The organism is Pseudoalteromonas sp. DL2-H2.2 (assembly GCF_021532535.1).
Classification (GTDB): domain Bacteria; phylum Pseudomonadota; class Gammaproteobacteria; order Enterobacterales; family Alteromonadaceae; genus Pseudoalteromonas; species Pseudoalteromonas rubra_A.
This window is the reverse complement of sequence record NZ_JAKGBD010000001.1, coordinates 24,154-49,563: the sequence shown is the minus strand read 5'-3', so window position 1 is coordinate 49,563 and position 25,410 is coordinate 24,154. Positions and strand designations below refer to the sequence as shown.

The 25,410-nt window shown below is 48.2% G+C and carries 19 protein-coding genes; 6 read left to right on the top strand and 13 right to left on the bottom strand.

From position 1 onward, the window contains the following. Nucleotides 1-358: 358 nt before the first annotated feature. The 4 genes from L1285_RS00200 to L1285_RS00185 all read right to left on the bottom strand — a co-directional run bounded on the left by L1285_RS00200 (nt 359) and on the right by L1285_RS00185 (nt 4,314). On the bottom strand, nt 359-1,192 hold the full coding sequence (locus tag L1285_RS00200) for a LytR/AlgR family response regulator transcription factor (protein WP_235410480.1): 834 nt from the start codon (nt 1,190-1,192) through the stop codon (nt 359-361). A 2-nt stretch (nt 1,193-1,194) separates the two neighbouring features. Next, nucleotides 1,195-2,316 (bottom strand): sensor histidine kinase, encoded by a 1,122-nt coding sequence (locus tag L1285_RS00195; RefSeq protein WP_235410479.1) that lies wholly within the window; start codon nt 2,314-2,316, stop codon nt 1,195-1,197. 135 nt (nt 2,317-2,451) lie between these two features. Then, the gene (locus L1285_RS00190) at nt 2,452-3,819 is read right to left on the bottom strand and encodes a leucyl aminopeptidase family protein (protein ID WP_235410478.1); all 1,368 of its coding nucleotides are present in this window, start codon (nt 3,817-3,819) and stop codon (nt 2,452-2,454) included. A gap of 114 nt (nt 3,820-3,933) precedes the next feature. Beyond that, entirely contained in the window at nt 3,934-4,314 is a 381-nt protein-coding gene (locus L1285_RS00185) for a hypothetical protein (protein WP_235410477.1), read from the bottom strand. A 445-nt stretch (nt 4,315-4,759) separates the two neighbouring features. Between L1285_RS00185 and L1285_RS00180 the strand changes: the two genes are divergently transcribed. Together L1285_RS00180 and L1285_RS00175 are read left to right on the top strand one after the other, a co-directional pair. Beyond that, complete coding sequence (locus L1285_RS00180; RefSeq protein ID WP_235410476.1) at nt 4,760-7,420, top strand: TonB-dependent receptor plug domain-containing protein; 2,661 nt, start codon at nt 4,760-4,762, stop codon at nt 7,418-7,420. Nucleotides 7,421-7,512: 92 nt separating this feature from the next. Then, nucleotides 7,513-8,958, top strand: a complete 1,446-nt coding sequence (locus L1285_RS00175) for a tetratricopeptide repeat-containing sulfotransferase family protein (RefSeq protein WP_235410475.1) — start codon at nt 7,513-7,515, stop codon at nt 8,956-8,958. On the opposite strand, the gene L1285_RS00170 is transcribed toward L1285_RS00175, so the two are convergent. Further along, nucleotides 8,950-9,864, bottom strand: a complete 915-nt coding sequence (locus L1285_RS00170; RefSeq protein WP_235410879.1) for an alpha/beta fold hydrolase — start codon at nt 9,862-9,864, stop codon at nt 8,950-8,952. The genes L1285_RS00175 and L1285_RS00170 overlap by 9 nt on opposite strands. Nucleotides 9,865-10,016: 152 nt before the next feature. On the opposite strand from L1285_RS00170, the gene rlmF reads away from it, so the two are divergent. Next, complete coding sequence (rlmF, locus tag L1285_RS00165) at nt 10,017-10,883, top strand: 23S rRNA (adenine(1618)-N(6))-methyltransferase RlmF (protein WP_235410474.1); 867 nt, start codon at nt 10,017-10,019, stop codon at nt 10,881-10,883. Between the two features lie 14 nt (nt 10,884-10,897). Here the strand turns inward: rlmF and L1285_RS00160 are convergent, their stop codons facing one another. From L1285_RS00160 to L1285_RS00145, 4 genes are all read right to left on the bottom strand, one after another. Then, nucleotides 10,898-11,479 carry a thymidine kinase gene (locus L1285_RS00160; RefSeq protein ID WP_125718342.1) on the bottom strand — a complete coding sequence of 194 codons (582 nt, stop codon included), beginning with the start codon at nt 11,477-11,479 and terminating at the stop codon, nt 10,898-10,900. 62 nt (nt 11,480-11,541) lie between these two features. Further along, complete coding sequence (locus tag L1285_RS00155; RefSeq protein ID WP_235410473.1) at nt 11,542-12,372, bottom strand: amino acid ABC transporter substrate-binding protein; 831 nt, start codon at nt 12,370-12,372, stop codon at nt 11,542-11,544. A 72-nt stretch (nt 12,373-12,444) separates the two neighbouring features. After that, complete coding sequence (locus L1285_RS00150; RefSeq protein WP_235410472.1) at nt 12,445-12,909, bottom strand: methylated-DNA--[protein]-cysteine S-methyltransferase; 465 nt, start codon at nt 12,907-12,909, stop codon at nt 12,445-12,447. 3 nt (nt 12,910-12,912) lie between these two features. Continuing rightward, a complete protein-coding gene (locus tag L1285_RS00145; RefSeq protein WP_235410471.1) occupies nt 12,913-14,295 on the bottom strand; it encodes a DNA-3-methyladenine glycosylase 2 family protein in 1,383 nt (460 codons plus the stop codon). A gap of 350 nt (nt 14,296-14,645) precedes the next feature. Between L1285_RS00145 and bfr (L1285_RS00140) the strand changes: the two genes are divergently transcribed. Both bfr (L1285_RS00140) and bfr (L1285_RS00135) read left to right on the top strand, forming a co-directional pair. Further along, on the top strand, nt 14,646-15,116 hold the full coding sequence (bfr, locus tag L1285_RS00140) for a bacterioferritin (RefSeq protein WP_046003410.1): 471 nt from the start codon (nt 14,646-14,648) through the stop codon (nt 15,114-15,116). Between the two features lie 9 nt (nt 15,117-15,125). Beyond that, on the top strand, nt 15,126-15,590 hold the full coding sequence (bfr, locus tag L1285_RS00135; RefSeq protein ID WP_235410470.1) for a bacterioferritin: 465 nt from the start codon (nt 15,126-15,128) through the stop codon (nt 15,588-15,590). A 59-nt stretch (nt 15,591-15,649) separates the two neighbouring features. Here bfr (L1285_RS00135) and L1285_RS00130 read toward each other — a convergent pair whose 3' ends face one another. Next, entirely contained in the window at nt 15,650-15,844 is a 195-nt protein-coding gene (locus L1285_RS00130) for a (2Fe-2S)-binding protein (RefSeq protein ID WP_125781473.1), read from the bottom strand. 331 nt (nt 15,845-16,175) lie between these two features. Between L1285_RS00130 and L1285_RS00125 the strand changes: the two genes are divergently transcribed. After that, nucleotides 16,176-20,666 (top strand): EAL domain-containing protein, encoded by a 4,491-nt coding sequence (locus tag L1285_RS00125; protein ID WP_235410469.1) that lies wholly within the window; start codon nt 16,176-16,178, stop codon nt 20,664-20,666. On the opposite strand, the gene L1285_RS00120 is transcribed toward L1285_RS00125, so the two are convergent. From L1285_RS00120 to L1285_RS00110, 3 genes are all read right to left on the bottom strand, one after another. Beyond that, the gene (locus L1285_RS00120) at nt 20,663-23,425 is read right to left on the bottom strand and encodes an ATP-binding protein (protein ID WP_235410468.1); all 2,763 of its coding nucleotides are present in this window, start codon (nt 23,423-23,425) and stop codon (nt 20,663-20,665) included. The genes L1285_RS00125 and L1285_RS00120 overlap by 4 nt on opposite strands. A 196-nt stretch (nt 23,426-23,621) precedes the next feature. Further along, complete coding sequence (locus L1285_RS00115; protein WP_235410467.1) at nt 23,622-24,512, bottom strand: cation diffusion facilitator family transporter; 891 nt, start codon at nt 24,510-24,512, stop codon at nt 23,622-23,624. 109 nt (nt 24,513-24,621) lie between these two features. Continuing rightward, on the bottom strand, nt 24,622-25,401 hold the full coding sequence (locus L1285_RS00110) for an NERD domain-containing protein (RefSeq protein ID WP_235410466.1): 780 nt from the start codon (nt 25,399-25,401) through the stop codon (nt 24,622-24,624). Between the last annotated feature and the right edge of the window lie 9 nt (nt 25,402-25,410).

The window sequence follows — 25,410 nt, the reverse complement described above, 5'->3', positions numbered from 1 at the left end:
TTATGTGCGCGCTGCCATATAGGAATGCTGGCAAAGCGCACTGTCCGTACTACCGGGAATGAGCAGCGAACCAGATGACCGGTTCGGACTGCGCCTGAGACTATCCTGTAAAATTAACTGAAATGTTACAATGGAAACGCGCCATCACGGGCAACTGCTGCGACGCAAGAACGTGGGCCACAATAGTGCACGACAAGACGATACAAAAATAGGATGAAAGGTTAGCCTTTTGTTTTCCTTGGCTTTTGGAGGGTATCGGGTAAATACATATTGCACCAAAACTTGTAGTCGTTGCACCAGAAGAGGTAATACTTGTGGCTGCTGACTGATATTTCTTGTTTGTAGTAACGCGAACCAGCTAGCTCAATGTTTTCTTTTTGGCAACAAATTGCTGTAATGCCTGACTATAATTACGACTGACTTTGAGTTCCACCTGTCCTTTAAGCGTCACCAGGCTCTCGTTATTTCGCATAGGTTTAATCGCAGTGACATAACTTAAGTTAACTATGGTCGACTTGTGGATCCGGGCAAACAGGCTGTCATCCAGCAACGTCTGTAGTTTTTTCATGGTAATGCGCAGGACATGGGTTTCTGACTCAGTGTGCACGCACATGTAATCGCCGGCGGCATCAATCCAGCGGATTGTGCCCATAGGAACAAAGACCTGCTCATTATCACTGTTTTTAATGATCAACTCTCTGTCCTGCTTATCAGGCAATGGGCGGTCTGTTTCCAGCCAGGATTCTAGCTCAGTTACCGCGAGGCCGGAGGTTTGCGTGAGTGCCTGAAGTAATCGGTATTTTTCCTGCTCGGCCTGACGAGGCTGGCGGCGCTCCAGGATCCGGGTCACCGTTTTTTGTAACCGGCCGAGGTTTGCGGGTTTCAGGACATAATCAATCGCATTGAGCTCAAAGGCGTCTAATGCATAATCGCTGTAGGCACTGACAAATACCACCATAGGCAGTACATCCGCCTGTATAGCCTGCACCACTTCAATGCCATTAAGCCCGGGCAGTTGCAGATCCAGAAATAACACGTCGGGACACAACTCATGACATAAGCGGATCGCGTCATCGCCGTTTTCGGCCTGACCAATGACCTCGACTTGTGGGATCTTGGCCAGTCTCAGACTCAATCCCTCCAGCGCGAGAGGCTCATCATCAACAATGATGGCTGTCAGTGGCTTTGTCATAATTAGTCAACCTCGTACGGCAGCACTAAGGTAACCGTGTTTCCCCCGGCTGCGTTTTTATTCAAAGATATGGTGAAATTCCCGCTGTACATAACGTCGAGCCTGGATTTGGCATTGTTCAGCCCGATGCCAAACCCTTTTACTGCCATGCTATTATCGCCAGTCCCGCTGTCTGAAATTTCGATAACAAGTTGCTGTGCTCGCCGCTTTGCCGAGATGCTTATTTCTCCGCCCTGTTTACTGGGCTCAATGGCATACTTGATGGCATTTTCAACCACAGGCTGACACAACATATTCGGTACCAATGCCTTCAATGCATCGGGGTCGAGTGCATAGCGCACCGACAGGCGCGCACCAAAGCGCACTTTTTCGATAGCCAGATACAACTCAATCAGCCGCACTTCTTCTTGCAAAGAGATCCTGCTACCTTCGGTGGCCTCGAGCGAGTGGCGAAAAAAGTCACAGAGCTTGTCGAGCATTTCTGACGCCGCGTCATTGTCTTCTTTGAGGATCAAAGTTGAAATGGCATTCATGGTGTTAAACATGAAATGCGGGTTAAGCTGATAGCGCAGCATTTGTAACTGCGCGTCTTTTGCCTGTGTTTGGGCTCTGAGTAAACGCTCGTGCTCTTTTTGCAATCGACTGTTGTAAAGCATGATAAAAAATATCGACGTCCAGACAAACATGGTGGTCAGTGAAAACAACAACCAGCCGCCAAACTCCAGCATATTCCAGGCCTGGTCCCAGCGCTGGTCATGTACTATGACCTTGTAGCTGGCGAGCTTGATAATGTTATAAATCAGGCCCAGTAAAGCCGCAGAAAGAAAGCTAATAAAGAGTGTGCGCTGCAATGGCTGATGAATGATCCTGCGGATAAACAACCACTGTATAAGAGATAATGCAAAGCCACTGAGACTTTCGACGCCCAGATTGACTATCTGTCCGGTGAGATTAAAACCGGGCGAATCAAACTGAGGCTGAATGATTGCCAGAAACACCACAGCCGCATAACCAAGCCAACCGGCAATTTGTAAGCTCCAGAATTGCTTAGATAAATGAGGTAGTGCGGAAGACTCTGGCTCAAGCGGTGCCAGTTCAGCTTGTTGCGGTGTAAATACAGACAAAACAGTACTCAGAATAAGGCTCTATCCTGCGACACTCTAAAACTTTTTAAAAATTTAGCAAGCCAGCCTGTACGCTTTTCCCCGTTTAGAGACATTAAAAAAGGGCCATCACGGCCCTTTTATCTATTTAACAGCTTATGACGCATAGCGCTGTTCAAGGTAAGCAAAGGTGGCTCTTAAGCCAAGTCCTTCGCCACCAATCGGTCTGCCGGGTAAGGCACGTATGTTCCACGCCATCACATCAAAGTGCACCCAGGGCGTCTGCTCAGGCTCAACAAACTCCTTCAGATACAATGCGGCGGTGATTGAACCACCAAACGGGGTTGACCCACAGTTTGCCATATCGGCTACATCGCTCTTAAACAATGCCTTGTATTGATCGAACAAAGGCAATTGCCAGATGGGATCCTGAAGCGCATTACCTTGAGCAATCATCGCATTGGCGACTTCCTGATCGGTACTGTAGAAGCCTGGTAATTCTGTACCCAGCGCGATACGACACGCACCGGTCAATGTGGCGAAGTCAATCAGCAGATCAGGCTGCTCTGATTGTGCCTCTGCCAGCGCATCACACAATACCAGTCGACCCTCAGCGTCGGTGTTGTCGATTTCAACCGTTAAGCCTTTACGCGTTTGGATCACATCGCCTGGACGAAAAGCGTTACGCGAAACCGCATTCTCTACCGCAGGGATCAGGACACGCAAGCGTACAGGTAACTGAGCGGCCATGATCATTTGTGCCAGACCCAGCACATGCGCGGCCCCGCCCATGTCTTTTTTCATGTTACGCATGCCGGAAGCCGGTTTAAGATCCAAGCCACCTGAGTCGAAACACACGCCTTTACCAACCAAAGTCAGCTTAGGTGCATTTTCATCTCCCCAGCTGATATCCAGCAGGCGTGGCTTGTTTTCACTGGCTCTGCCCACCATGTGGATGGTTGGATAGTTATGCTCCAGCAATTCGTCACCGACGATTTGTGTAAAATGTGCCCCAAATTTGGCTGCCATTTCAGTGCAGATCTCTGCCATATGTTGCGGCATCATATCGGCGGCAGGCGTGTTGACTAAATCTCTGACCAGGTAAATGGCATCCGCCTGGTCCTGCAGCTTTTTCAACATAGCTTCGGACTCTATCGCCAGTTTTGCACTGGGCGCAGATACCTTCTTGTAAGCATCAAAAGTATAGGCACCAAGTAAGTAACCAAGCGCCGCCTGTTCTACAAACGCTTCATCACCTTGAAAAGAATAAATGCCTTGTGGCAGCTGGGCGGGCAGATCACCTGCCAGCCACATATCGTCCAGCGACTCAGCCAGACATAGCACGGCGCTGAGTTCGCCGCTCTGGATATCTGGGATCAACAGGGTTTTTTGTGCTTTATGCCTGGTAGCCAGCGTGATGTTTTTAGCTTGTGGCGCATTTTCCTCTAACCATTCGCTTAGCTGGCTTTCCTTTATAAAATGTACCGGTATTCCTTGTGATGAGTGAACAAGTAAATGACTCATACGTGCCTCTTGAATTACATAAACCTGACAAGAGAATACCAAGGTGGGAAGAATATTTCACTCACTGGATGAACAAAGCGGACTAATAAACGGGAATAAGCCCTAAGTTTCGCTTTAGTCGGTTGATTTATCTTTACTTTTTGGCTTTTTTCCAATCGAGAACGAACTAGGTAATACGTCGACTCCTAACCACTGACCCAGCTTAACAATGAGCGGAATGGTAATGGGCGCAAAAGGCAATAAAGCAAACACCCCGAGACCCAGCCCTTTTAAAATATCAAAAAACTGCTGATTTGCCGCCGCCAGCTCTTGCTTAGACACACCACCCTGAGGGTATCGCTTATAAATATCCAGCATCTCACGGGTTTCTTGCTTTTCCTGAGCCAACGCTATTTTCAATCCAACCAAAGCACGTCGAAGCCTGATTTGCTGACGCTTCTTGCTGATCCTTGCAACTCGAATGGGCGCTTTGTGCACTACTTTAATTAATCGCATTAACATACTTGGGAAATCTTAGTATTGCCAATACTAGCAGAAATAAAAACGAGACGTTAGCCTACATAAGTCTGACCAACAGTCCCTCACCAATTAGTCGAATACCCGCTTGGCGATAACAAGTGAGCGAATTAGATGAAGAATACAACAGTTCACATTTTAAACATTTCAACAAAAAAACCCGCTGGACTGCGCAATAATGACATTTTAGTGAACATATTTCATGCTAGCATGTACCTCAATAAACCCCAAAAAAGACTATTTTTTGTACCGCAAACAAAAAGTTATTGAAAAATTTGACCTAGTAAAATTCACTGCTACCTTTAAAGGTGCAGTGAACATATTTGCAATTATCTTTAATAACTAGTACACATTAAGTTAATACAAGATGTGCAACTTGTGTATATTGTAAGAAATGACAACATATAATAACTGGGGAAACAGGATGAAACTACAGACAAACGCGCTAAGTCGTGCGATTAAATTTGCGTTAGCGTCAACAGCAACAATGGGGTTGGCGGTAACCAGCGTACAGGCAGAAGAGGCCGATGCTGGTGCCGAAAACAAAAAAATAGAAAAAATCGCTGTGGTGGGCTCACGCGCAGCACCACGCTCGGTTGGTGACTCTCCCGTTCCTATTGATATTATCGGTGGAGACGAGATAAGCAAAGCGGGTGGCGACGACATGCTAGAATTGTTGAAAGGGTCTGTTCCCTCTCTCAACGTTCACGCCAACCCTATCAGTGACGCAGCCAGCCTGGTACGTCCAGCAAACCTGCGAGGCCTGCCTGCAGACTCTACTTTAATCTTACTCAACGGTAAACGCCGTCACCGCTCTTCCGTTATTGCCTTCCTGGGTGGTGGTATCAATGATGGTGCTCAGGGTCCGGATATTTCCGTAATCCCCAGCATTGCGCTCAAACAAGTGGAAGTACTGCGTGATGGTGCTGCGGCACAATATGGTTCAGACGCCATTGCCGGGGTACTGAACTTTGTACTTAAGGATGCCTCAGAAGGCGGCAGCGTTTCCGTCAAGCAAGGCCAATATTATGAAGGCGACGGCGACACAACAACCATCGAAGGTAACATAGGTCTGCCCTTTACAGACCAGGGTTTTGCTAACCTAAGCTTCCAATACAAAGAAGCCGATCCAACCAGCCGCAGTGTTCAACGCCCTGATGCGCAAGCATTTATAGATGCGGGTTTACAAGGTGTTAGAGACCCGGCTCAGGTCTGGGGTGCACCAGAAATCAAAGACGACATCACATTATTTGGTAATGTTGGTCTTGAACTGACCAACGATTCTCAGTTTTACATGTTTGGTAACTACTCTGAGCGCGATGTGAAGGGCGGGTTCTATTATCGTAATCCAACAACGCGTCCGGGTGTATACGGCGGTGTGGTCCGTAATGTCGACGGTGCCCCTGCACGACGTCACCTGACAGACGAAGCGCAACAAGCAGCCTGGGATGCAGCAAACCCAACGGTACTAGTCGGTTCATTGGATGGCTATGACCAACAGCTGAACTGCCCAGTGGTTGAAATCCAGGCCAATGGTCTGCCAGATCAAGCCGCATTAGATTCACTTGCAGCAGCCAACTGTTTTGCATTTAACAACATCCTGCCAGCAGGCTTTACGCCGTTCTTTGGCGGCAACATTACTGATACTTCTTTGACCATTGGTACCAAAGGGGAATTCACTGATGGCTTCCTCAAAGGCGCATACTACGATTTCAGTGGCTCGGTTGGCCGCAATGAATCCCGCTACTTTATAACTAACACGGTCAACGCGTCGTTGGGTCCGGACACGCCAATGGAGTTTAGCCCAGGTAAGTACATTCAGCTTGAGAAGAACTTTAACGCCGACTTCTCCAAAGGGTATGACTTTGATCTGGCCTACGATGTTAACGTCGCGGTTGGTTTTGAATGGCACGAAGAAACCTTTGAAGTGATCCCGGGTGATGAAGCCTCATTCATCGCGGGGCCATTAACGACACAAGGGTTTGGTATCGGTTCAAATGGTTTCCCTGGCTTCCAGCCTTCAGCTGGTGGGGAATTCTCGCGTCGTAACTACGCCGCTTATGTAGACATTGAAACGCCATTCACCGAAGAGTTTTTAATGGGTTGGGCACTGCGCTTCGAAGATTACGACTCATTTGGCTCAACCACCAATTACAAAGTAACCTGGCAATATCATGTTACTGAAGACATCGCGTTACGTGGCTCTGTTAGCTCGGGCTTCCGTGCTCCAACAGTCGGCCAGGCAAACGTGAGTAACGTGCAAACCAACCTGAGTAGTGGTGTATTGGTTGACTCGGCGCTGCTGCCACCTACTAACCCAGTTTCCCAGATCCTGGGCGGTACCGAGCTTCAGCCTGAAGAGTCGCAAAGTTACACGTTCGGTGGTGTTTATCAATCAGGTGACTGGTTCCTGACGATTGACTACTACAACATTCAAGTAGAAGATCGTCTGAGTCAATCGAATAAGATTGATTTGACCCAGGCACAAAAAGAAGCTTTGAAAGCGGATGGCGTACCTAACGTTGACAGCATCGCGCAGGTGTCGTTCTTTACCAATGACTTTGATACCACAACTCAGGGGGTTGACGTTGTAGCTAACTACTCTATGGACCTGCTAGGCGGCTTTGCAACTTTCAGTGCTGCTTATAACTGGAATGAAACTGAAGTTGACGAGTTCTCTGTCATCACAGGTGATTTCAAGGTAGCCCGTCTTGAGAAAGACTTGCCACAACACCGAGCAACCTATACCTGGACGCAACAATGGGAAGAGTTCTCAGGCTTCCTGCGCTACAACTACTATGGCGAATATCAGGGTGTACACGTCGACTATGATGCTACCGCTATCATGGCTGACCCAACGTTTACATTCGATGCCGAGTTGACTTACTTTGCAACTGAAAATATCAGCCTGACGGTCGGTGCTAACAACATCTTCGACCAGGATGCTGAGAAAGTGGTCGACTTCCTTGAAGATGGCAACACAGAGCTTACACCGTCAAACACCTGGGGCGGTATCTACTACGAAACGTCTCCATTTGGCATTAACGGTGGCTTCTACTATGTAAAAGCAACGTACACCTTTTAACGACTTACTGTAACCCAGAAACAAAGGGGGAAGTAGCTATAGCTATTTCCCCTTTTTATTTCTATCATGTATAAAAAACTATTTATAACCACATGTTACTGCTAGAAAGAGCCTCAGAGTTACTCGAAGAAAACCGGCTACGCGAAGCCGAGTTTATGTTCAAGCAAGTCCTTAAACAGAACCCAAAAAACGGCAAAGCCCTGTTTGGCCTTGGCAGGATCTGTATGCGCCTTGAACAGTATGACAACGCCATTTATTATCTCAAACGCGCCTGTGAGCATCTTCCTAAAATGCTCGATCCCCTCTATGCGCTGGCCGATGCGTTTGTCGCCGTTGGCTCTCCCGTTGATGCCAAAACCGTACTTGAATACACCCTCAGCGTTGCCAGGCATAATGCCCAGGCCCATTATCATTTAGGTCAGTTTTACCTCGACTACGGCTTTATTGATAACGCGCGCAATGTCTTTGAAGCTGGCCTTGCCTGCCCCCATTCTGGTATCACTGTGTTTATGATCCATGAATTGATCAAGCTCACCGAAGGCGACAAACTTAATGAGTATCTGGCGTTACTTGATACACTTGATGCCGACCTGGAAAATCCCAGGCTGCACATTGTTACTCATTATGCCAAAGCGAACGCCCACGAAAAGCTGGCAAATATAGACGCCGCTTTTAGTCATTATCAGCAGGCAAATTCTGCTCAGCATGCGCTTTGTGATTTCCACACCTCAGCCATGCAACCTTTCTTCGACTATTTAAAAACTAGCTTTAACGAAGCGTACTTTGCCAAGCCCGCAGACAAGGTCAAAGCCACCTTTACACCCGTGTTTATCGTTGGCCTGCCCCGCACAGGTTCGACCTTGCTGGAACAAATGCTGATCCAGCACTCTCAGGTAGGCTCTATGGGCGAAAGTACGGTCATTAGTGACGATATTGTGCCTTACCTGAGCATGCGCAACGAAGCGCCCTTTCCGGATTGCACCAAAACACTGAGTACCTCGATGCTCGACCATTGCCGTAACTTATACGTCGATGAAATAAAACGCCATCGAGTTGCAGAAGAAGCCGTGATCAACAAATTGCCTGCCAATTTCCAGAATATTGGCCTGATCTACAAAATGTTCCCGGATGCCCGTTTTATCCATATGACCCGGGACTTTATGCCAAATGCCTGGTCAGTGTATAGCAATCATTTTGCTGAAGATGAGCCCTACTTCTGCTCTTTGCAGGAATACCAGCTCTACAGCGACATGACAGACGATGTAATGGCACACTTTAAAGCCATGCTGCCACGTAATATCCATACAATGAGCTACGAAAAGCTCCTTGAGGAACCCGAGCGGGAGATCCGCAAGGCACTCAACTTTATGTACCAAAAATACGAGCCGGAGTGTATGGAGTTTTATAAGAGCCACAAAGTGGTATCTACCCTGAGCAAAGCACAGGTGCGTAAACCACTGAACACAGCCCCGCTGGTAAACTGGAAAAAATTTGAGGCGCAGATCACCAAAGAGCTGGCTTCGCCCGACTCACACTGACGGGGTCTGCCCGAACCGCTCGAACCAGGCCAGTAAGTCAGAAAACTGGTCGTGCCTTGCCGCACTGTGGGTTAACATATTGATGTGGTCATAATCATCCTGATGTCCATAGCGCCTGCCATACACAACGATTTTCTGAATGCCGGTGCCCGACTCAGCCATAAACTGCCTGATGTCTACCGGCTGTGCCAGTGCTTTGTCTTTGACGCCCGCAATGTGTAATATCGGAGGCAGTGCCTTGTCTTTTAATACCGCTGCGTAATCAAAGCCGTCATCGCTGTCTACCCAGGGTCGGCGTTTCGCCCACTGCACACTCTGGGCATGAGATTTACGCGTTTCATTATCAGAGCCCCATTTAAGCTGACGAGCAGGCAGGTAGCCATGCTTCCTCACCTGCCAGAATGCCAGCGTATACCAGATCACATTAGCCTTGAGCAGCTTTTCTGGGTGTCGATTATAAAGGCTTCTTTTAGTACCAAAGTAAACACAAGCACTGACATGCTCTATTTCGTTGGGAAACCTGGCAAAGACACTGTTTAGCAGCACCCCGCCCCATGAATGCGCAACCCAAAACTGAGGACGATTACCCGTTTTGGCCGTTATAAACTGCAAAATAGCGGGAATGTCCTCAACAATCGACTCCGTTTGTCCATGTGTATCTCCTTTACTGATGGCTGGTTTGCTGTCCCCTCTGCCACGTAAATCGGCCACAAAACATTGATAGCCCTGACTGGCCAAAAAAGGCGCTAACCCTTTATTGCTCTGGGTATAAAATATCTTGCCGTTTTCAACAGCCCCATGTATGAACAGCACAGCCGGACCTGATTGTTGCTCATGGTAAATATGGCGCAGGTGAAGCTGGTGGCCTTCACCAACCGGCACATAGAGAGAATTTTGCTTGATCATGTCAAAGTTTAGAGTCATTTTTTAAACTCATCGTACCAGCCAGTCATAGCCATCGCAAGCTTGTCCACCCCGTCAATAATGATAAAGGCACAGCGCAAAGCGAATAATTTAGATATAATGGCGTATCAATGAAGTAAGTAAATAGTCATCCGATGCATCCCAGAAACAAACACCTACAGGGCTATGACTTTGCCCAACTTTGTCAGGCAAACCCGGCCTTAAAGCAGCACTTACATAAAAACCCTCATGGCCATGACACCATAGACTTTAGCGATCGAAATGCAGTGGTGGCACTGAACCAGGCACTTCTTGCCAGCGACTATGGCGTGCAGTTCTGGCAACTGCCTGAGCCCTTTTTGTGCCCGCCAGTTCCCGGGCGCGCCGACTATATTCACGCCCTGGCGGACTTACTTGCCGAGGACAATCAGGGCGAAATCCCCACCGGCAAGCAGATCCGCTGTCTCGACATTGGAACCGGCGCCAACCTGATCTACCCGCTGATAGGTCAGGCTGAATATGGCTGGCAGTTTACCGGTTCAGATATTAATCCCATGGCTGTGTCCGTGGCGCAAACACTGGCAAAAGCCAACGGACTGGGGATCAAAATCAGGCAACAAAAGGATCAGCACGCCATTTTCAATGGCATCATAGGGGCAAAAGACAGTTATCACCTGACTATGTGTAATCCGCCGTTCCACGAAAGTGAAGAGGCTGCACAAGCCGGCACAGCACGAAAGTGGCGCAACCTGGGTAAATCACAACGACCCGAGAAGTTGAATTTTGGTGGTCATGCCCCGGAACTCTGGTGCCCGGGTGGTGAGCTGGCCTTCATTAAATCTATGATTGACGAAAGCCAGGACTTTGCAGAGCAGGTTGGCTGGTTTACCTCGCTGGTCTCTAAAAAAGATAACCTGCCCGCGTTGCAACAAGCCCTGCAAAAGATCAAACCGCGTGATATCAAAGTGATTGATATGCAACAAGGCCAAAAGACCAGCCGTTTTATCGCCTGGCGCTTTTAGCTCACAGGCAGAGTTCAGAGTTTATTGAGCTCTGCTTTATAGTGTTTTCTGCATACCGAAACATAGCGGTCGTTACCCCCAATTTCGACCTGCGCACCGTCTGCAATCGCACGCCCTGTCACGTCCAGCCTTAATACATGGTTGGCCTTGCGACCACAGTGACAAACCGTTTTCAGCTCAATCAGCTTGTCTGCCCAGGCAAGCAAATACTGTGCGCCTTCGAACAGCTCGCCGCGAAAATCGGTTCTGAGCCCGTAACACAGCACCGGGATCCCCAACAAATCGACCACATCGGTTAACTGCGAAACCTGCTGCTTGCTCAGAAACTGGCTCTCATCGACCAGAATACAATCCAGAGATTGCTTGTCATGGCACTGATTAATCAGACTTAACAAGTCTGTTGTGCTCTCATACGTATGCGCATCGGCTTCAAGCCCGATCCGCGATGCTACTTTGCCAACCCCGGCACGATCATCCAACGCAGCGGTGAGAATAAACGGGTTCATGCCCCGTTCGCGATAATTAAATGCAGATTGCAACAAAGTGGTAGATTTACCCGCATTCATTGCTGAATAATAAAAATATAATTGCGCCATGTGCTGATCAGCCGCTAAAAAAATTCGCGATAGTCTACCCAAACTAAGTCGAATAAGCCAGCCTAGTCAAATACCTGCCAGGGTGCCTGCGCGGGAAGTCTGCTACTGTCCTGAGCATCTCCCGGATAGCTTTGCCGGTTAATGTAAGCAATATAAATATGGTGCAGCTCAGTGGTACTTAAAGAAGACCACAAGGCCTGCGCGGTGGGAGCATGCAATGCTCTGAATTGTTTAGAAAATGTCAGATAACCGAAGCTGATGTCGAGCGGCGGATATACCGCTTTAAGCTGCCTGCGATAGGGAAACGCAGCAACCGCTTTACCATCTACCTGGCATAGCCCAAAGGTGCCGTGGACTTTGCCCTTAAGGACCAGCTCAAAGGCATCGCTCTGAGAGTCGGTATTCAGGATAGTGTATTTGTCGCTGCCTACCGATTCGGCCACCGAATATCCTCTTGGCACTGCCAAATTGATAGGGTAAACCTGCTCGGCAATGGCGTTTTGTAACGGGCTCATCCCCACCAGGCACGTACCCAGTCGACTAATAGAGCTCAGTGAATCGGGTGAACCATCCTCATTCAGCGGGTAAGCAAGAAAATCCTGGCGCGACGGCCGATAGCTGGCGATAACCGCATCCACCCGATTGCGTTTAATTTCATGCAGGCAGCGCTGCCAGGGTTTACGTACAAACTGAAACTGTACGTCGTCGACCTGAGTTTCGAGCTGCCTTAAAATTTCGATGGTTGCCCCGGGATTTTCCTGTGGCACATCCAGTCCGTTACCCAGGAAAAAAGGGGGGATATGTTTGTCTTCGTAACACAGTCTGACAGACACTTTTGCGGCCACCTGGCAGCAGGCCAGCAAAAACATCAAAGAGATAAGAGTAAATCGCATTAAAACAGACTTTTAGTCGGGCTTTATCTTATTATATAACTCACCCGAAGGCTTGGCTATGGCGGGCCGATATTAGTGGGTAATTTTTATCCCTTCATGGGCTAACAGCCAGGACTTTCTTGCCAACCCACCAGCGTAGCCCGTCAGCTTGCCGTTTGCACCAATAATACGATGACAAGGAACGATAATGCTGATTGGATTTCGACCATTGGCAGAGCCAACCGCCCTTACGGCCTTAGGATTATTGAGCATATTAGCCATCCAACCGTAGGTGTTCGTCTCACCAAACGGAATTTGACACAATAACTGCCACACCGCTTGCTGAAAAGGTGTCCCCTGCGTGTCCAGTGCCACATCAAAACTCGTCCGTTGTCCGTCAAAGTACTCCGTCAATTGCGCGCAGGCACTTTGCAGGTGTGAATTGCTCCCCTCTGGGTACTGAGATTTCGGCGCAAAACCCACATAACTTAGCCCTTTATCGCTTGCCTGTATGGTTATATCGCCAACTGGACTTGCCAAAACAGTTTGAATTTTCATAATTTACTCCTTTGCGTGGGTGTTTGTCTGTGCCAGTTGTTGCCATAAGTGAAAGGTCAGATAGCTTCTGAATGGGGCGCAGCCTGGTTCGTCTATCTGTCCTACCTTATCAATCGCTTTTTGCACGCCCAAATCCCCCCCCAGATAAATATCCGGTGCACTCAGGCCGCGCATTTTTGCGTAATCGACAGTCCATGGGCCTATGCCTTTGATTGCCAGCCAGGATTCTGGGGCGCAATCCGGCGCATCCACATAATGTTGTGCCAGTGCGATAATAGCCTGTTTACGACGCTCAGGCATTTTAAAAAAAGCCAGCTCAGATGCCGCTATCGCTGCGGGAGCGGGAAACTGATAGGTGCCATCTTGCAGTGGCTCACCCAGTGCTTCAACCAGCTGGATCATCAGGTTCTTAGCCGCCACCACGCTGATTTGCTGCCCCAGTATGGCACGTATGCCGGCCTCAAACGGTGTCCAGATCCCAGGTAACCTGAGCCCTTCTTGCAGCACTATCCCATCGCAATGCTGCTGTAGATGCGCATTGATAAACACAGCGTCGGCATCCAGGTCTAAAATGCGGCGAATATTACTCACCACCTGAGGCAAGCCTTTTAGATCATTCATTTCAATCAATACTCTGAAGCGGTTCTGCTCGCCCTCAAAGTACGCGCTAAAGCGCCCATGATACGCACCCAGCGTAAAATTACGACCGTAACTGCTGTTGTCTAACCATTCCAGTCCCCTGACCAGGCGGTGTGCTAGAAATTCCCTAAGCAGTTGCCAGTTGTAGGGCGGGCGAAACGCCATCATCAACTCAATCTGGCGATTGGCCTCAGCCCCGCGCCGTAAACTGGATGGCGTTATCTGATATAGTCGGCTGAATGCGTCGTTAAAACGGCGCTGGGAGTTAAACCCACAGGCATAGGCAACCTCAGTTACCGGCAAGGCCGTTTGCTGCAACAATTGCTTGGCCAGATCGCACTGTTTAAACAAAGCATATTGTTTAGGCGCTATGCCGTAATACTGCTGAAATAGTTTTCCCAGATAACGTGCCGTGATCCCCAGTTTGTCGGCCAGCTGCTCAACACTTGCACCGCTTAGGAAGCCATTGTCTATCATGCGCTTTGCCCGAACCGCCGTGGTTTGCGTGCCCATCCAGGCATAGCTGCCCGGTGCGCTATCTGGCCGACAACGAATACAGGGCCTGAAACCAGCCTGAGCGGCTGTATGCCCGTGCTGATAATAAACTACGTTGTGTTCTTTTGCCGCCGGTGCAGGGCAAATTGGACGACAGTAAATACCTGTGCTTTTCACCGCCACATAAAATAACCCATCAAACCGCGCATCTCTGCTTTTTCGTGCCTTTTCGCAAACTTCTGAGGAAAACATACTTTACTCTTGTGTGTGACCCGAACCCAGTATAAACCAAACAGGCCCGGATACTGGCCATATTCGGAACCCAATACACAGTGTTCAGCTGATGTCACAGCCATTATGCGTTTATTAGCGCTCAATTTATAGTGATGACCGGATTCAATATCATATCTTGGCCTCACTTGAACGTAAGATCAGAACCGCAGCTCCCCTATTGCATCTGATTGCTATTTAAAGTCCAAAAACTGAACTGAAATGAGAATAATAATCACTTGTTAATATGTTGATTTATATGGATTTTTTATTGACACATAAAATTAAATACGTACACTGGCGTCAATTTAGAAAGAATTGAGGTGACACTTATGCAAGGCAAGCAACAGGTAATTGATGCATTTAACGCACTACTGGCCAATGAGCTGGCAGCAATTGATCAGTACTTTATTCACTCCCGCATGTATGACGACTGGGGGCTGAACAAACTTTATGAGCGTCTTAACCACGAAATGGAAGAAGAAACCACACACGCTGATTGGCTCATCAAGCGTATCTTGTTCCTTGAAGGTGTCCCTAACATGACTAAACGCCGCGACCTGCTCATCGGCAGCGATGTTAAGTCGATGATGGAAAACGACCTTAAGCTGGAGCTGGAAGTGGTTGAAAGCGTTAAGCACGCAATCAAAATCTGCGAACAAGAACAGGACTACCAATCCCGTGCGGTACTGGAAAAACTGCTGTTTGATACCGAAGAAGACCATGTTTACTGGTTGGAACAGCAAATCGGCTTGATCGATAAAATCGGCATCCAAAACTATCTGCAATCTCAGTTGGCATAAGGGATCATTATGAAAGGCGATAAAGCTGTTATAAGTGCACTGAACACAGTTCTGGCAAACGAGTTGGTGGGTATTAACCAATACTTTCTGCACGCCCGTATGTTTAAGGATTTTGGTTTTACAATGCTTGACAAAGCAGACTATAAAACGTCTATCCAGAAAATGAAAAATGCTGACCGCCTGATTGAGCGCATTCTGTTTCTGGAAGGCCTGCCTAACTTGCAGGACCTGGGCAGACTCAAGATTGGTGAAAACAGCGAGGAAATGATTGCTGCCAATATGGCATTCGAACAGGCATCTTTGGGTGATCTGGTAGACGCCATTGCTTTGTGTGAAGAAAAGCAGGACTATATCAGTCGCGAAGCACTGGACAATATTCTCAACGAGCAAGAAGAACAAATTGACTGGCTGGAAACTCAGCAACACCTTATTAAGGTGACTGGCATCGAAAACTATTTGCAGACTCAGATGTGATACTAAAAAAGGGCTGAAAAGCCCTTTTTTTGAGAATGTGTATTTAATGAAGTGAGGGGTTAAGCAACCTGCTCTGTGACATCAACGATGTCGATAAGCTTTTCATTCAGTATTTTCTTCGCACAGTTACAGCACTTACCGCACTGTGAACCTACACCCAGCTGTTTGCTCAGATCACGCATAGACCTTGCGCCATCATCAATCGATTCGGCGATTTTTTTATCCGTTACACCGTGGCAAATGCAGATATACATAACTGAAAACCATTCTCAATAACCTTAACTGCGGATAAGTTTAATCTAAACAAAAATGGTTATCAACAACAAAAACAGAAATAATGAGAATAATTCGTAGTTGCATTGCTTGGGCTTTTCTAACACCTTTTAGTTCAATGGCTTAGGCTTTTGCCCCGGTTAGCTATTTTTTACCTAAAAATTAGCCATTGGGTACATTTTTTCCAAATCTAGTTCAGAGCGGCTTATAAATTGATATAATTAGCGTAATCTGAGCAATGCATGCCTCAGCAGCTATGACTGCACAAAGCGTCAAAGGACTGTTCTCTGTTGTGCGCCTGGGAACGTGAGAATGAACTACTGGCTACAAGCAGCATTATTGTCTTTATTATTAATGTGCCATCATCTGGTGGTTGCAGATCCCTATTATGCAAATCAAATCAGCCGTCTCTCAACACAGGAAGGACTTTCTCAGTCAAGCGTAACTGGCCTGGTGCAAGATAAGCAGGGGTATATCTGGATAGCCACCCATCAGGGCCTAAACCGTTACGACGGCAATCAGTTCAGTCCATTTGAGGGCCAGTCACTGCTTTTAGGCAGCGACATCGTGCTGATCAAGCTACTGGAGGACAACCAGCTCTTTATCTCAACCGCACAGTCAGGTGCCTTTTTACTCAACACCCACACTTTTGCGCTAGAGAAGTTATTTGACCAGGGTGGACGCCAGGGCATAGCCCCAGACGCCGCAGTCAATGCAGTCGCTCAGTTCAAGAACAATTACGTGATTGCGATTGAAAATGTGTTATACACCGTCAATGCAAAAACGCTCGCTTCTAAACGCCTTGCCACCCTCCCCCGTATGGCTAATGTCCGAACCTTGCAGGTATGGCATGATACTTTGCTCATCGGCACTGAGTCAGGGCTGTTTCAGCTTGAAAACGACCAGGTTTTCCCACTTAACCATTTAGGCCCTGTAAGTCGGTCTGTGCTCAACAATAATGTGAAAATGCTAAAGCAAGACTCAGCTCTGGGGCTGCTTGTCGGGACAGTAGAAGGACTGTTTGTTATCCCAAATGATGACATTGAGCTACACAGCGAGCAAGCCTACCTACTGGTTCCAAAACTCAATATTTGGGCACATGAACGCGGCCCTTATGGAGAATACCTGGCCACAGATACTGGGTTGTACCTGCTTGATCGCCGTGACCACAGTGCTACCGCACTTATCTCGTTTACCGAAAGTCGTTACTTAACGCCGCAAAATACCATTCCCGTTATGTTGTTAGATAAACATGCAAATCTGTGGCTTGGGTCAAATAATAATGGCGTATTTGTCTGGCCAACTTCTGCGTATCGGTTCAAGCTGCTCGCTTCTCAGAATAATAACTTCAACAATAATATCTGGGCAGTACATCAAAGCGACGACGGTACTCTGTGGCTTGGCAGCGATGACGGACTTCACCGCTTTTCTGCAGGCCAACAACCGACACTGCAACAAAGTTACTTTCGCGACCCAAATCATAAACCGGCTTACGGCAGTCATGCCGTCTATCGCATCTATAGCTCGCCTTACCTGGCCGACAATATCCTGCTGCTCGATACCAGAGCCGGGTTGCAGCAATTTGATACCTCGACCGGGCAAACTTCACCTATTAAAGCCTCTAACACAGAGGTGCCCATGACGGGTGACGACCATCTGGTCGGGTCGTTAATGTTGGATCAACGCACCCTGTTGTTTCACACCCTTCATCATATTTTCCTGTACGACCTTGCTTTACAATCAATGACCAGACTGACTGAACTGGAAGCGCAGCTTGATGATTTGCAAAGCTTGTTATTTTTGCCTTCCAGACCAGAAAAACCTGATGAGCTGCTACTGAGCACCGCCACAGCCCTGCTCAGTTACGACCGGCGCAACCACCAGCTCACACCCGTGTGGCAAGCCGAGCAAGCGCCTGACAGTGCCTACCCACTCGTTAATGACTGGATGCAGGACTCACAGGGAAGGCTCTGGCTGGCAACCAACACCATAGGATTGATTGCGCTTGAAACAAGTAACTTGCAACGCATCATACACATCACCGAAAACCAGGGGCTAGCAACCAACACTTTGTACCAACTGGAGCGCGATCTACACAATAAGCTTTGGATCAGCAGCCAAAATGGGCTCTATGCACTAGATTTGGACACGTTGCACCTCGACCATTTTGACCATCGCAATGGTCTGATCACCAACGAGTTTAACCTGGGGGCAAGTCGGGTATTGCATTCGGGCGAGATACTTTTTGGCACGCCCAATGGCGCAGTGAAGTTTAACCCCAGTGCCTTTACGCTGCCACCTGAGCGCAACCCCCTCGCGTTTTCTAATCTACAACTGATGTCAAGGTCTGTGCTGGCATCCCCGGCGCAATTACGCGAAGGAACCTTGCAGTTAGAATATGACGATATGGGATTTCGCTTTGAGTTCAGCCAGTTCAATATTTTCAATGAACGGCGTAACTTTGTTCATGCACGCCTGTCTGGACCAAGTTCCGTTGAAATCAAGCATGTCCGTAACAACTATCTGTTTTTTAATACGTTAAAACCCGGAAACTATACCCTCACATTATCAGAGCTCATACCCGGCAGTCATGAAAAACGTGCCCAGAGCGAGCTGCATTTTGAAGTTAAACATGCCTGGTGGAATACCCCACTTGCCATGCTCAGTTATGCATTGTTTGCCTGTGCTGTGCTGCACTTTATTTATCGTAAGCACCAGAGTAAACAACTCGCGCTACGCCAGACCTACGAGCAGCTGGCGCATGCCAAAGCCCAAACCGATCTGGCACTGAAAAAAACACAAAGTGGATTGTGGAGTATGGAGATCCCGACTCAGCAAATCACCCTGCTAGGCAATACTCAGGATGTCAGCCATAGTAAGCAACTCAGCCTTGCCGCTTTTTTTGATAAAGTGCATCCACAAGATCAGGAAATGGTCAGGCATCAGTGGGCACGCTTTTTAGCCTCGCCCGACAGCCAGCTTTCTATTACTTACCGTATTCATTCCAAACAACGTGGTTGGCTCTGGTATCATGATATTGCCAAAGTCAGCGAGTGGGATGCTCAAGGAGAGCCGCTCAGAGCATCCGGTATCTACAGCAATGTAACAGAGCAAAAAGCCAATCAGCTGAATGCCGCCATGTTTTCTCAGGCCTTATCTCAAATTCAGGACTGGTTACTCATTTTAGACAGCAACCTGCAACTGTTGTCTGTCAATCAAAGTCTTGCAGCCGCTTTAGGGCTGGACAGTAAAGCCCCTCAACAGCAGCTGACTAAACTAAAAAAGCATCTGGGGCGACAACAGCTGACTCAGTTGCTTGGTGCACTAAGACAGATCCAGCCTAAAGAGAATATTAAGCAGGAAATCGATATCACTTTTGATGCACAGCGACAGAGCACGGTCCAGCTGAGCATCAATGCCGTTGCAGATGAACAAGGCGACATCGAGTTTCTGGTGATTGTCGGCTCGGATCTGTCGCAACAAAAACAGGCACAAAGTGAGCTGCGTTACCTCGCCAACTTCGATGCTCTGACCGACTTACCCAACCGCAACCTGATGCTTCAGCACATTGAATTCGCAATTTATAACGCATCAAAGCATAACGCGGGGTGCGCATTGTTATTTATCGATCTCGATAAATTTAAACCCATCAATGATGCTTACGGCCACTATGCAGGCGACCAGCTGCTGATCGCCGTGACCCAGCGGATCAGCAGTGTGCTCAGTGAGCACTGCATTTTGGGCCGACAAAGTGGTGATGAATTTATTGTGCTGGTAAAAACCTTTGCAGACATCGCCCAAGTCACCGAGCTGGTGCAGCACATGATCGATACTCTGTGCGCTAAATACGAAGTGGATGGTATTTCGATGAGTATTTCGGCGAGCGTTGGGGTGGCCATTTATCCTTTTGACGCACAAACGGCCGAAGCACTCTTACGCAACGCCGATATCGCTATGCTAAGCGCAAAGCAAAGCGGCAGAAACAGCTTCAAGTTCTTTACCAGTGAGATGAACGCACACCTGAGCAGAAAACTCAGTCTCGAAACGGCACTCAAAGAAGCGGTTGCAGATAATCAGTTCTACAATCACTATCAACCGATTGTGAATACCACAAATCATACGCTCACTGGCGTTGAGCTGCTGATGCGCTGGCAACTGGGGTCAACCGCAATATCACCGGCTGAATTCATTCCTATCGCAGAGGAAGTTGGCTTAATTGAACAAATGACGACACAAGCACTGCGTCATGCACTTGAGGAGCTGGCACCGTTTTTCCGCCAGCAGGCATCGTTTTATTTGTCGCTGAACCTCTCCCCACAGCACATTATGCACGACAACCTTGCCACTTCATTAAACACCATTGTGGCAGAGTTTGGGCTGAGTAATCACCAGCTCAAGCTAGAGATCACCGAAAACAGTTTTCTGGCAGACAGGCACAAAGCCGGAAGAACTCTGGCCGAGCTCAAGAAATTTGGCTTTACCCTGCTGCTAGACGATTTTGGCACCGGATATTCGTCGCTCACTTACCTGAGCCAGTTCCCCATCGATATTATCAAAATCGACCAGAGCTTTATTCGTACTTTAGAAACCCATCCGCATAACCGCTCAATCGTGAAGACCATTTATATGCTGGCACAAAACCTCCATATGGCGTGTATCGCCGAAGGCGTAGAAACCGCACAGCAAGTAAGCTTCCTTCGGGATTTGGGCTGTGAGTATATGCAGGGGTATTATTTTTCCAAGCCCTTAAGCGCAAGCGGGCTGCTTGAACAATACCCGCCGGATGTCGCCGAAGTCGGCTAACGATTTTGCCATCGGTTCAGACACTGGTAGAGCGCATCCGGCTCTATGGGTTTGGAAACAAAATCATCCATCCCCACTTGCAGACACTTCACTTTATCCTCGTTAAAGGCGTTGGCTGTAATAGCAACAATATGCGGCGCGCCGTATAAATTGGGGTTTTGCCTGATCCGGCGCGTACAATCAAAGCCATCCATATTTGGCATCTGACAATCCATCAGGATCAATGGGAATCCGGCCCCTTCCAAAATCGCCAGCGCATCCAGGCCATCATTGGCTTTGGTAAGACTGCATCCGGTATGTTCCATCAGTTTGGCTGCTACAATTTGGTTGATTGGATTGTCTTCAACCAGCAGTACGTTCACACCGCGCAAGTCTGGTGCGCTGATCTGCTGCTTTTCATCAATCTGTGCCTCACCCACCGGGGCTGGAATGACCACAGTGAAAGTGCTGCCTTTACCCCAGGCACTGTCCAGATGAATGGAGCCGCCCATGGCTTCTGCCAGGCGCTTACAGATAGTCAACCCAAGTCCGGTGCCGCCGTATTTACGGGTTGTCGATACATCTGCCTGTATAAACTCACCAAACAACAGCTTTTGCTTCTCCTTCGCAATACCAACGCCAGTATCTGCTATGGCAATGTGCAGGGCTTCATCAACATAACTGGCAGTCAGCTTAATGCTGCCCTGTTCGGTAAACTTGCCGGCATTACTCAGCAGGTTGTTGATGATTTGCGTGGCTCTAAGTTCATCCAGTTTGAGATAGCTTGGCACCGCATCACTCACCTCATAACTGAATGTCACCCCGGCTTTGACGCCGGTTTTACAAAACGAGGTAGTCAACAAACGTAACATTTTACGGCACTCAACATCGTGCCGGTCTAGCTCCAGTGCGCCCGCCTCTATTTTCGAGTAATCGAGAATATCATTGAGGATCAACAACAGATTATGCGCCGACTGGTAGATTACCTGCAACGACTCAGCAACTGACGAGTCATGGGTTTGACGCTGCATATCTGCGGTCATACCAATAATGCCGTTGAGTGGAGTGCGAATTTCATGGCTCATATTGGCCAAAAACAAACTCTTTGCCGAGCTGGCTTTGTTGGCCCTGTCCAGCGCGTCAATCAGCTCTTCCGTTTTCTCCTGCACTTGCGTTTCTAACTGAGCATTAAAATTCTTCAGCTGGGCGTTAAGGGACTGGTTTTCCTGATTCGCCTTTTGCAACTTTTTAAAACTCATGGACAGCTTAAATGCCAGCTGAGTGAACTGCTGTTGCAGCGTGATCACTTCAAGAAACGTGGCTTCCTCGCGAGGTGACAAATCGTCATTACGACTGGCGGGGTCGAAACCATTCAGTCGGGTGCTCAAATCATGCATGGGATTGATCAGCATGCGGGTCAGCTTGCTAACCAGTACACTGCTCAGAGCAATAATGAATAAGGCGAGGAAAAAAGACTGTCCCCAGGCAGAGGCAACCGCCATATTCACGTACTTACGCTCAATCAAACTGATAACCTGCCAGCTAAACTCCTCTGAGCGCACACTACGCCGGTAAAACACTTCTTCTGTTTTGCCGATATACAAATTCTGATTGTCGTTTGTCAGCGCATTCAGTGTGTCATTATCCAATGCATCCAGGGTATTAAAGTCAGACTTCAGTGAGCTAAAGACCACTTTATTGTCGCTATCGAGGATCATCAGGTGCCCCATATGCGATAAGACGCGGGGAATAAACTGCTCAAATGTATTAAAAAATACCGACCCTTCAACAATACCGGCAAAGTCCCCGGTGTTGTAAATCGGTGCTGAAATGGCCACAATCGAGTCATCACCAAACCCTCTGCCTCTGAAAATACCCGACACAAAGCCATTAGGATAATAAGGTGCCTGGATAAAATACTGACGATCGGATACGGCCGGCACTTCGCCCGCTAAACTGGTCCTCAATGTATCGGGATAAAAGTGGCTGACCAGACCGCTTGCATCTGCAGTAATCGCGGTGCGGATATTCGGGTATGATTCAACCAGGCGGGTGATCGTCTGCCGAGGGTCCAGTCCGGCTTCAATATTGTGGGCCGCATCCGCCAGCGCCCGGCGATGATTACCTAAAAAGCCATCTATGCGCTGTGCGGTTGTGTTGGCCACATCACTTAGCTGTGCCCGCACCTCAAACTCAATTCGTTCGTAGTGGCTGTTAGTCAGCATAATGGTTGTCACCAGCACCACCAGAATAATGAGGTGACTGATCATGTAATTGAGGATGCGATAGAGCGGTTTGGCCTGCCACAGCTGTTTAAACAAGAACAGCGACAGCAGGTCAACAATGACCAGACAAATGGCGGCATTGATGAAGTATTTGGCCAGAGCCGTCATTATCACCAGCAGATTGAGATCCAGCGCAAACTTACCAAACAGGAAGAGTAGCGGGATCCCGAACAGTATCCAAAACGCCAGCCCCCTCATAAACAAAGGCTTATTGGGCCTGACACAAAATATCTGCAACCAGGCTATTTCTAACAAAAACACCATCGAGGGCCAGCAATGGCCCCAGCGGTAAAATATGAAGGCTGCGCCTATGGCAACACACAGCAAGGCATAGCGCCACCCCAGCGACATCAGCGCCAGGATAACAAACAGCTGCCCCAGCAGAAATTCGGAACTATCCAGGAACCATAATGGCAGCAGGTTAGCAAAACCGCCTAATAACCCCAGCACAACCGCAATTGCTACCTTAGGTAATGCTATTATTTTCCCGAACAATACTCAGGCTCCTCTTGTTTCCAACACCCACAGAAATCGAACGCAGCAGGCATACGGTTACGTTCTGGTGCGCCAGCCAGCGATGCAGGCGTTTACCCGCACCACACAAACCTATGTTGCCTGAGTCTCACTGACTGGTGATTTTTATTTTATTAATACTGTTAAAAAGTAAAGGAAAAACTGAGTTTTGCCAAGTTTAGTGATCAGGACAATCGTGGCTTTCTATCTGTAATACACATTGTTTGACCGCATAGTTCTTCATCAAAGCGCGCTCAACCTCCAGGCGACATGCCTCATCATGCATTTCAATCGTGCAATGGTGTTTAAGCACTATGTGCGCACCCACCGTTAACTGATTGTCCAGATTAGTCACCGTAACATTATGCACACTCTCAACATGCTCCGTCGAGAGGATCAATCGCTCCAGCTTATCGACCGCTGGCAACAACTGCGACTTTTCTGTCAAGCCCTTAATACAGGTATAAATAACCTTAATACCCGTGAACAAAACAAACACGGAAATCAGCATGCTCGATATAATATCGATAACTTCCCAGTTGGTAAGGTGGATCAGTACGCCTGCCACAAAGGTAGAAATGGTAGAAAGTAAGTCAAAAAAGGAATGCAGAAAAACAGCGTACACATTAATGCTGTCTTTACGCCCTTTATACAACACCCAGGCCGACGCCCCGTGAAACAAGAACCCAACGGCCGCAATGCTGGACATTGCAAAGGCGTTCACATTGAGGTCATGACCATCGCCGTGATGCCCAAGCCGCTCGCCACCTTCAAGCAAAATGATGGCGGCGATAGATAAATACAGTAATCCATTGAACAGCCCGCCGGTATACTCGGCTTTTTTGTATCCGTCGTTATAGGTTTTCGCTAACTTGATTGCAACTGCCGAAGCTATCAAGGCAATGAGCAAAGAGCTGTTGTGTACAAATAAATGTCCGGCATCGGCCAGAACCGCCAGCGAGTTCGCGTAATACGCACCAACTACCTGAATGATCATAAAGGTACAGGTGAGTGCAAGTGCGATTAGAAGTCGATTACGAGACGCTTGGTGTGTTGTCAGATCGGTCATTCGAGCAGTTTAATGCCTTATAAAATACAGCTGGGGAAATGATAAAGAGTCGCAATTGTACCCTGATTTCAACGACTGCGCATCAAAAATGTCAGCTGTAACCAACAAATCAGGCGCTTAGTCGTTTATTGTGCTCTCCATAACTTAAAACACCCTGCTCAAATATTCGCACCTGCTCATGGCTAAACTGACATCGGGTATACCTGAGAATATCCAAAGACACTTCGCTTACTTTACAGCAATCGGGTGGCCGGGTTGGGCTAAACTCGGCATCATCGGGGAACACCACAATCCAGCGCACCCCAAATGGCGTATTTAAAATACCAGCCAGCGTTGCAGCACGTTGCGCCGCGGCTGTCAGAGGGTTTGCCAGATAATGGGTTTTATTTTTATGCCGACAGGGCCAGACCTGGCTATCCGTTTCAATGGCTATCAAGCCGCTTTGTTCAGCTACCACGACAACAAACACCCCGAACGGCGACAACACCACACAATCCACTGACAGCGCGTCAAGCTGATTGGGGTATAAATGCCGGCTAATAATGGTGTAATTTTTCGCATCCAGCGACGTGGCTAGGCTCTGATACACCTGCCATTTAAGCCTGTCAGCTTCGGCTTTATCGACATCGCGTTTACGCACCAACAGATAACGGCCAAGTGTCCACACCAGGTAAGCCACAAAGCACAGAGCAATCAGGTTGAGCGCACTAAACTCTGACCCGGTAAGCGATGTAACTTCAGCCTCGGCCAGCTCACTTGTTTGTTGCTCGGGTGCAGCACTGAGCAAATACCTCTGCGCGTCTTTACCCGCTGTGTTGTCTGTGGTCGCCGCCGCGCTTGCCATGCTAGCGCCGACAATCAATAAGCAAACCAAAATCCATCTAATCATGCCCTCACC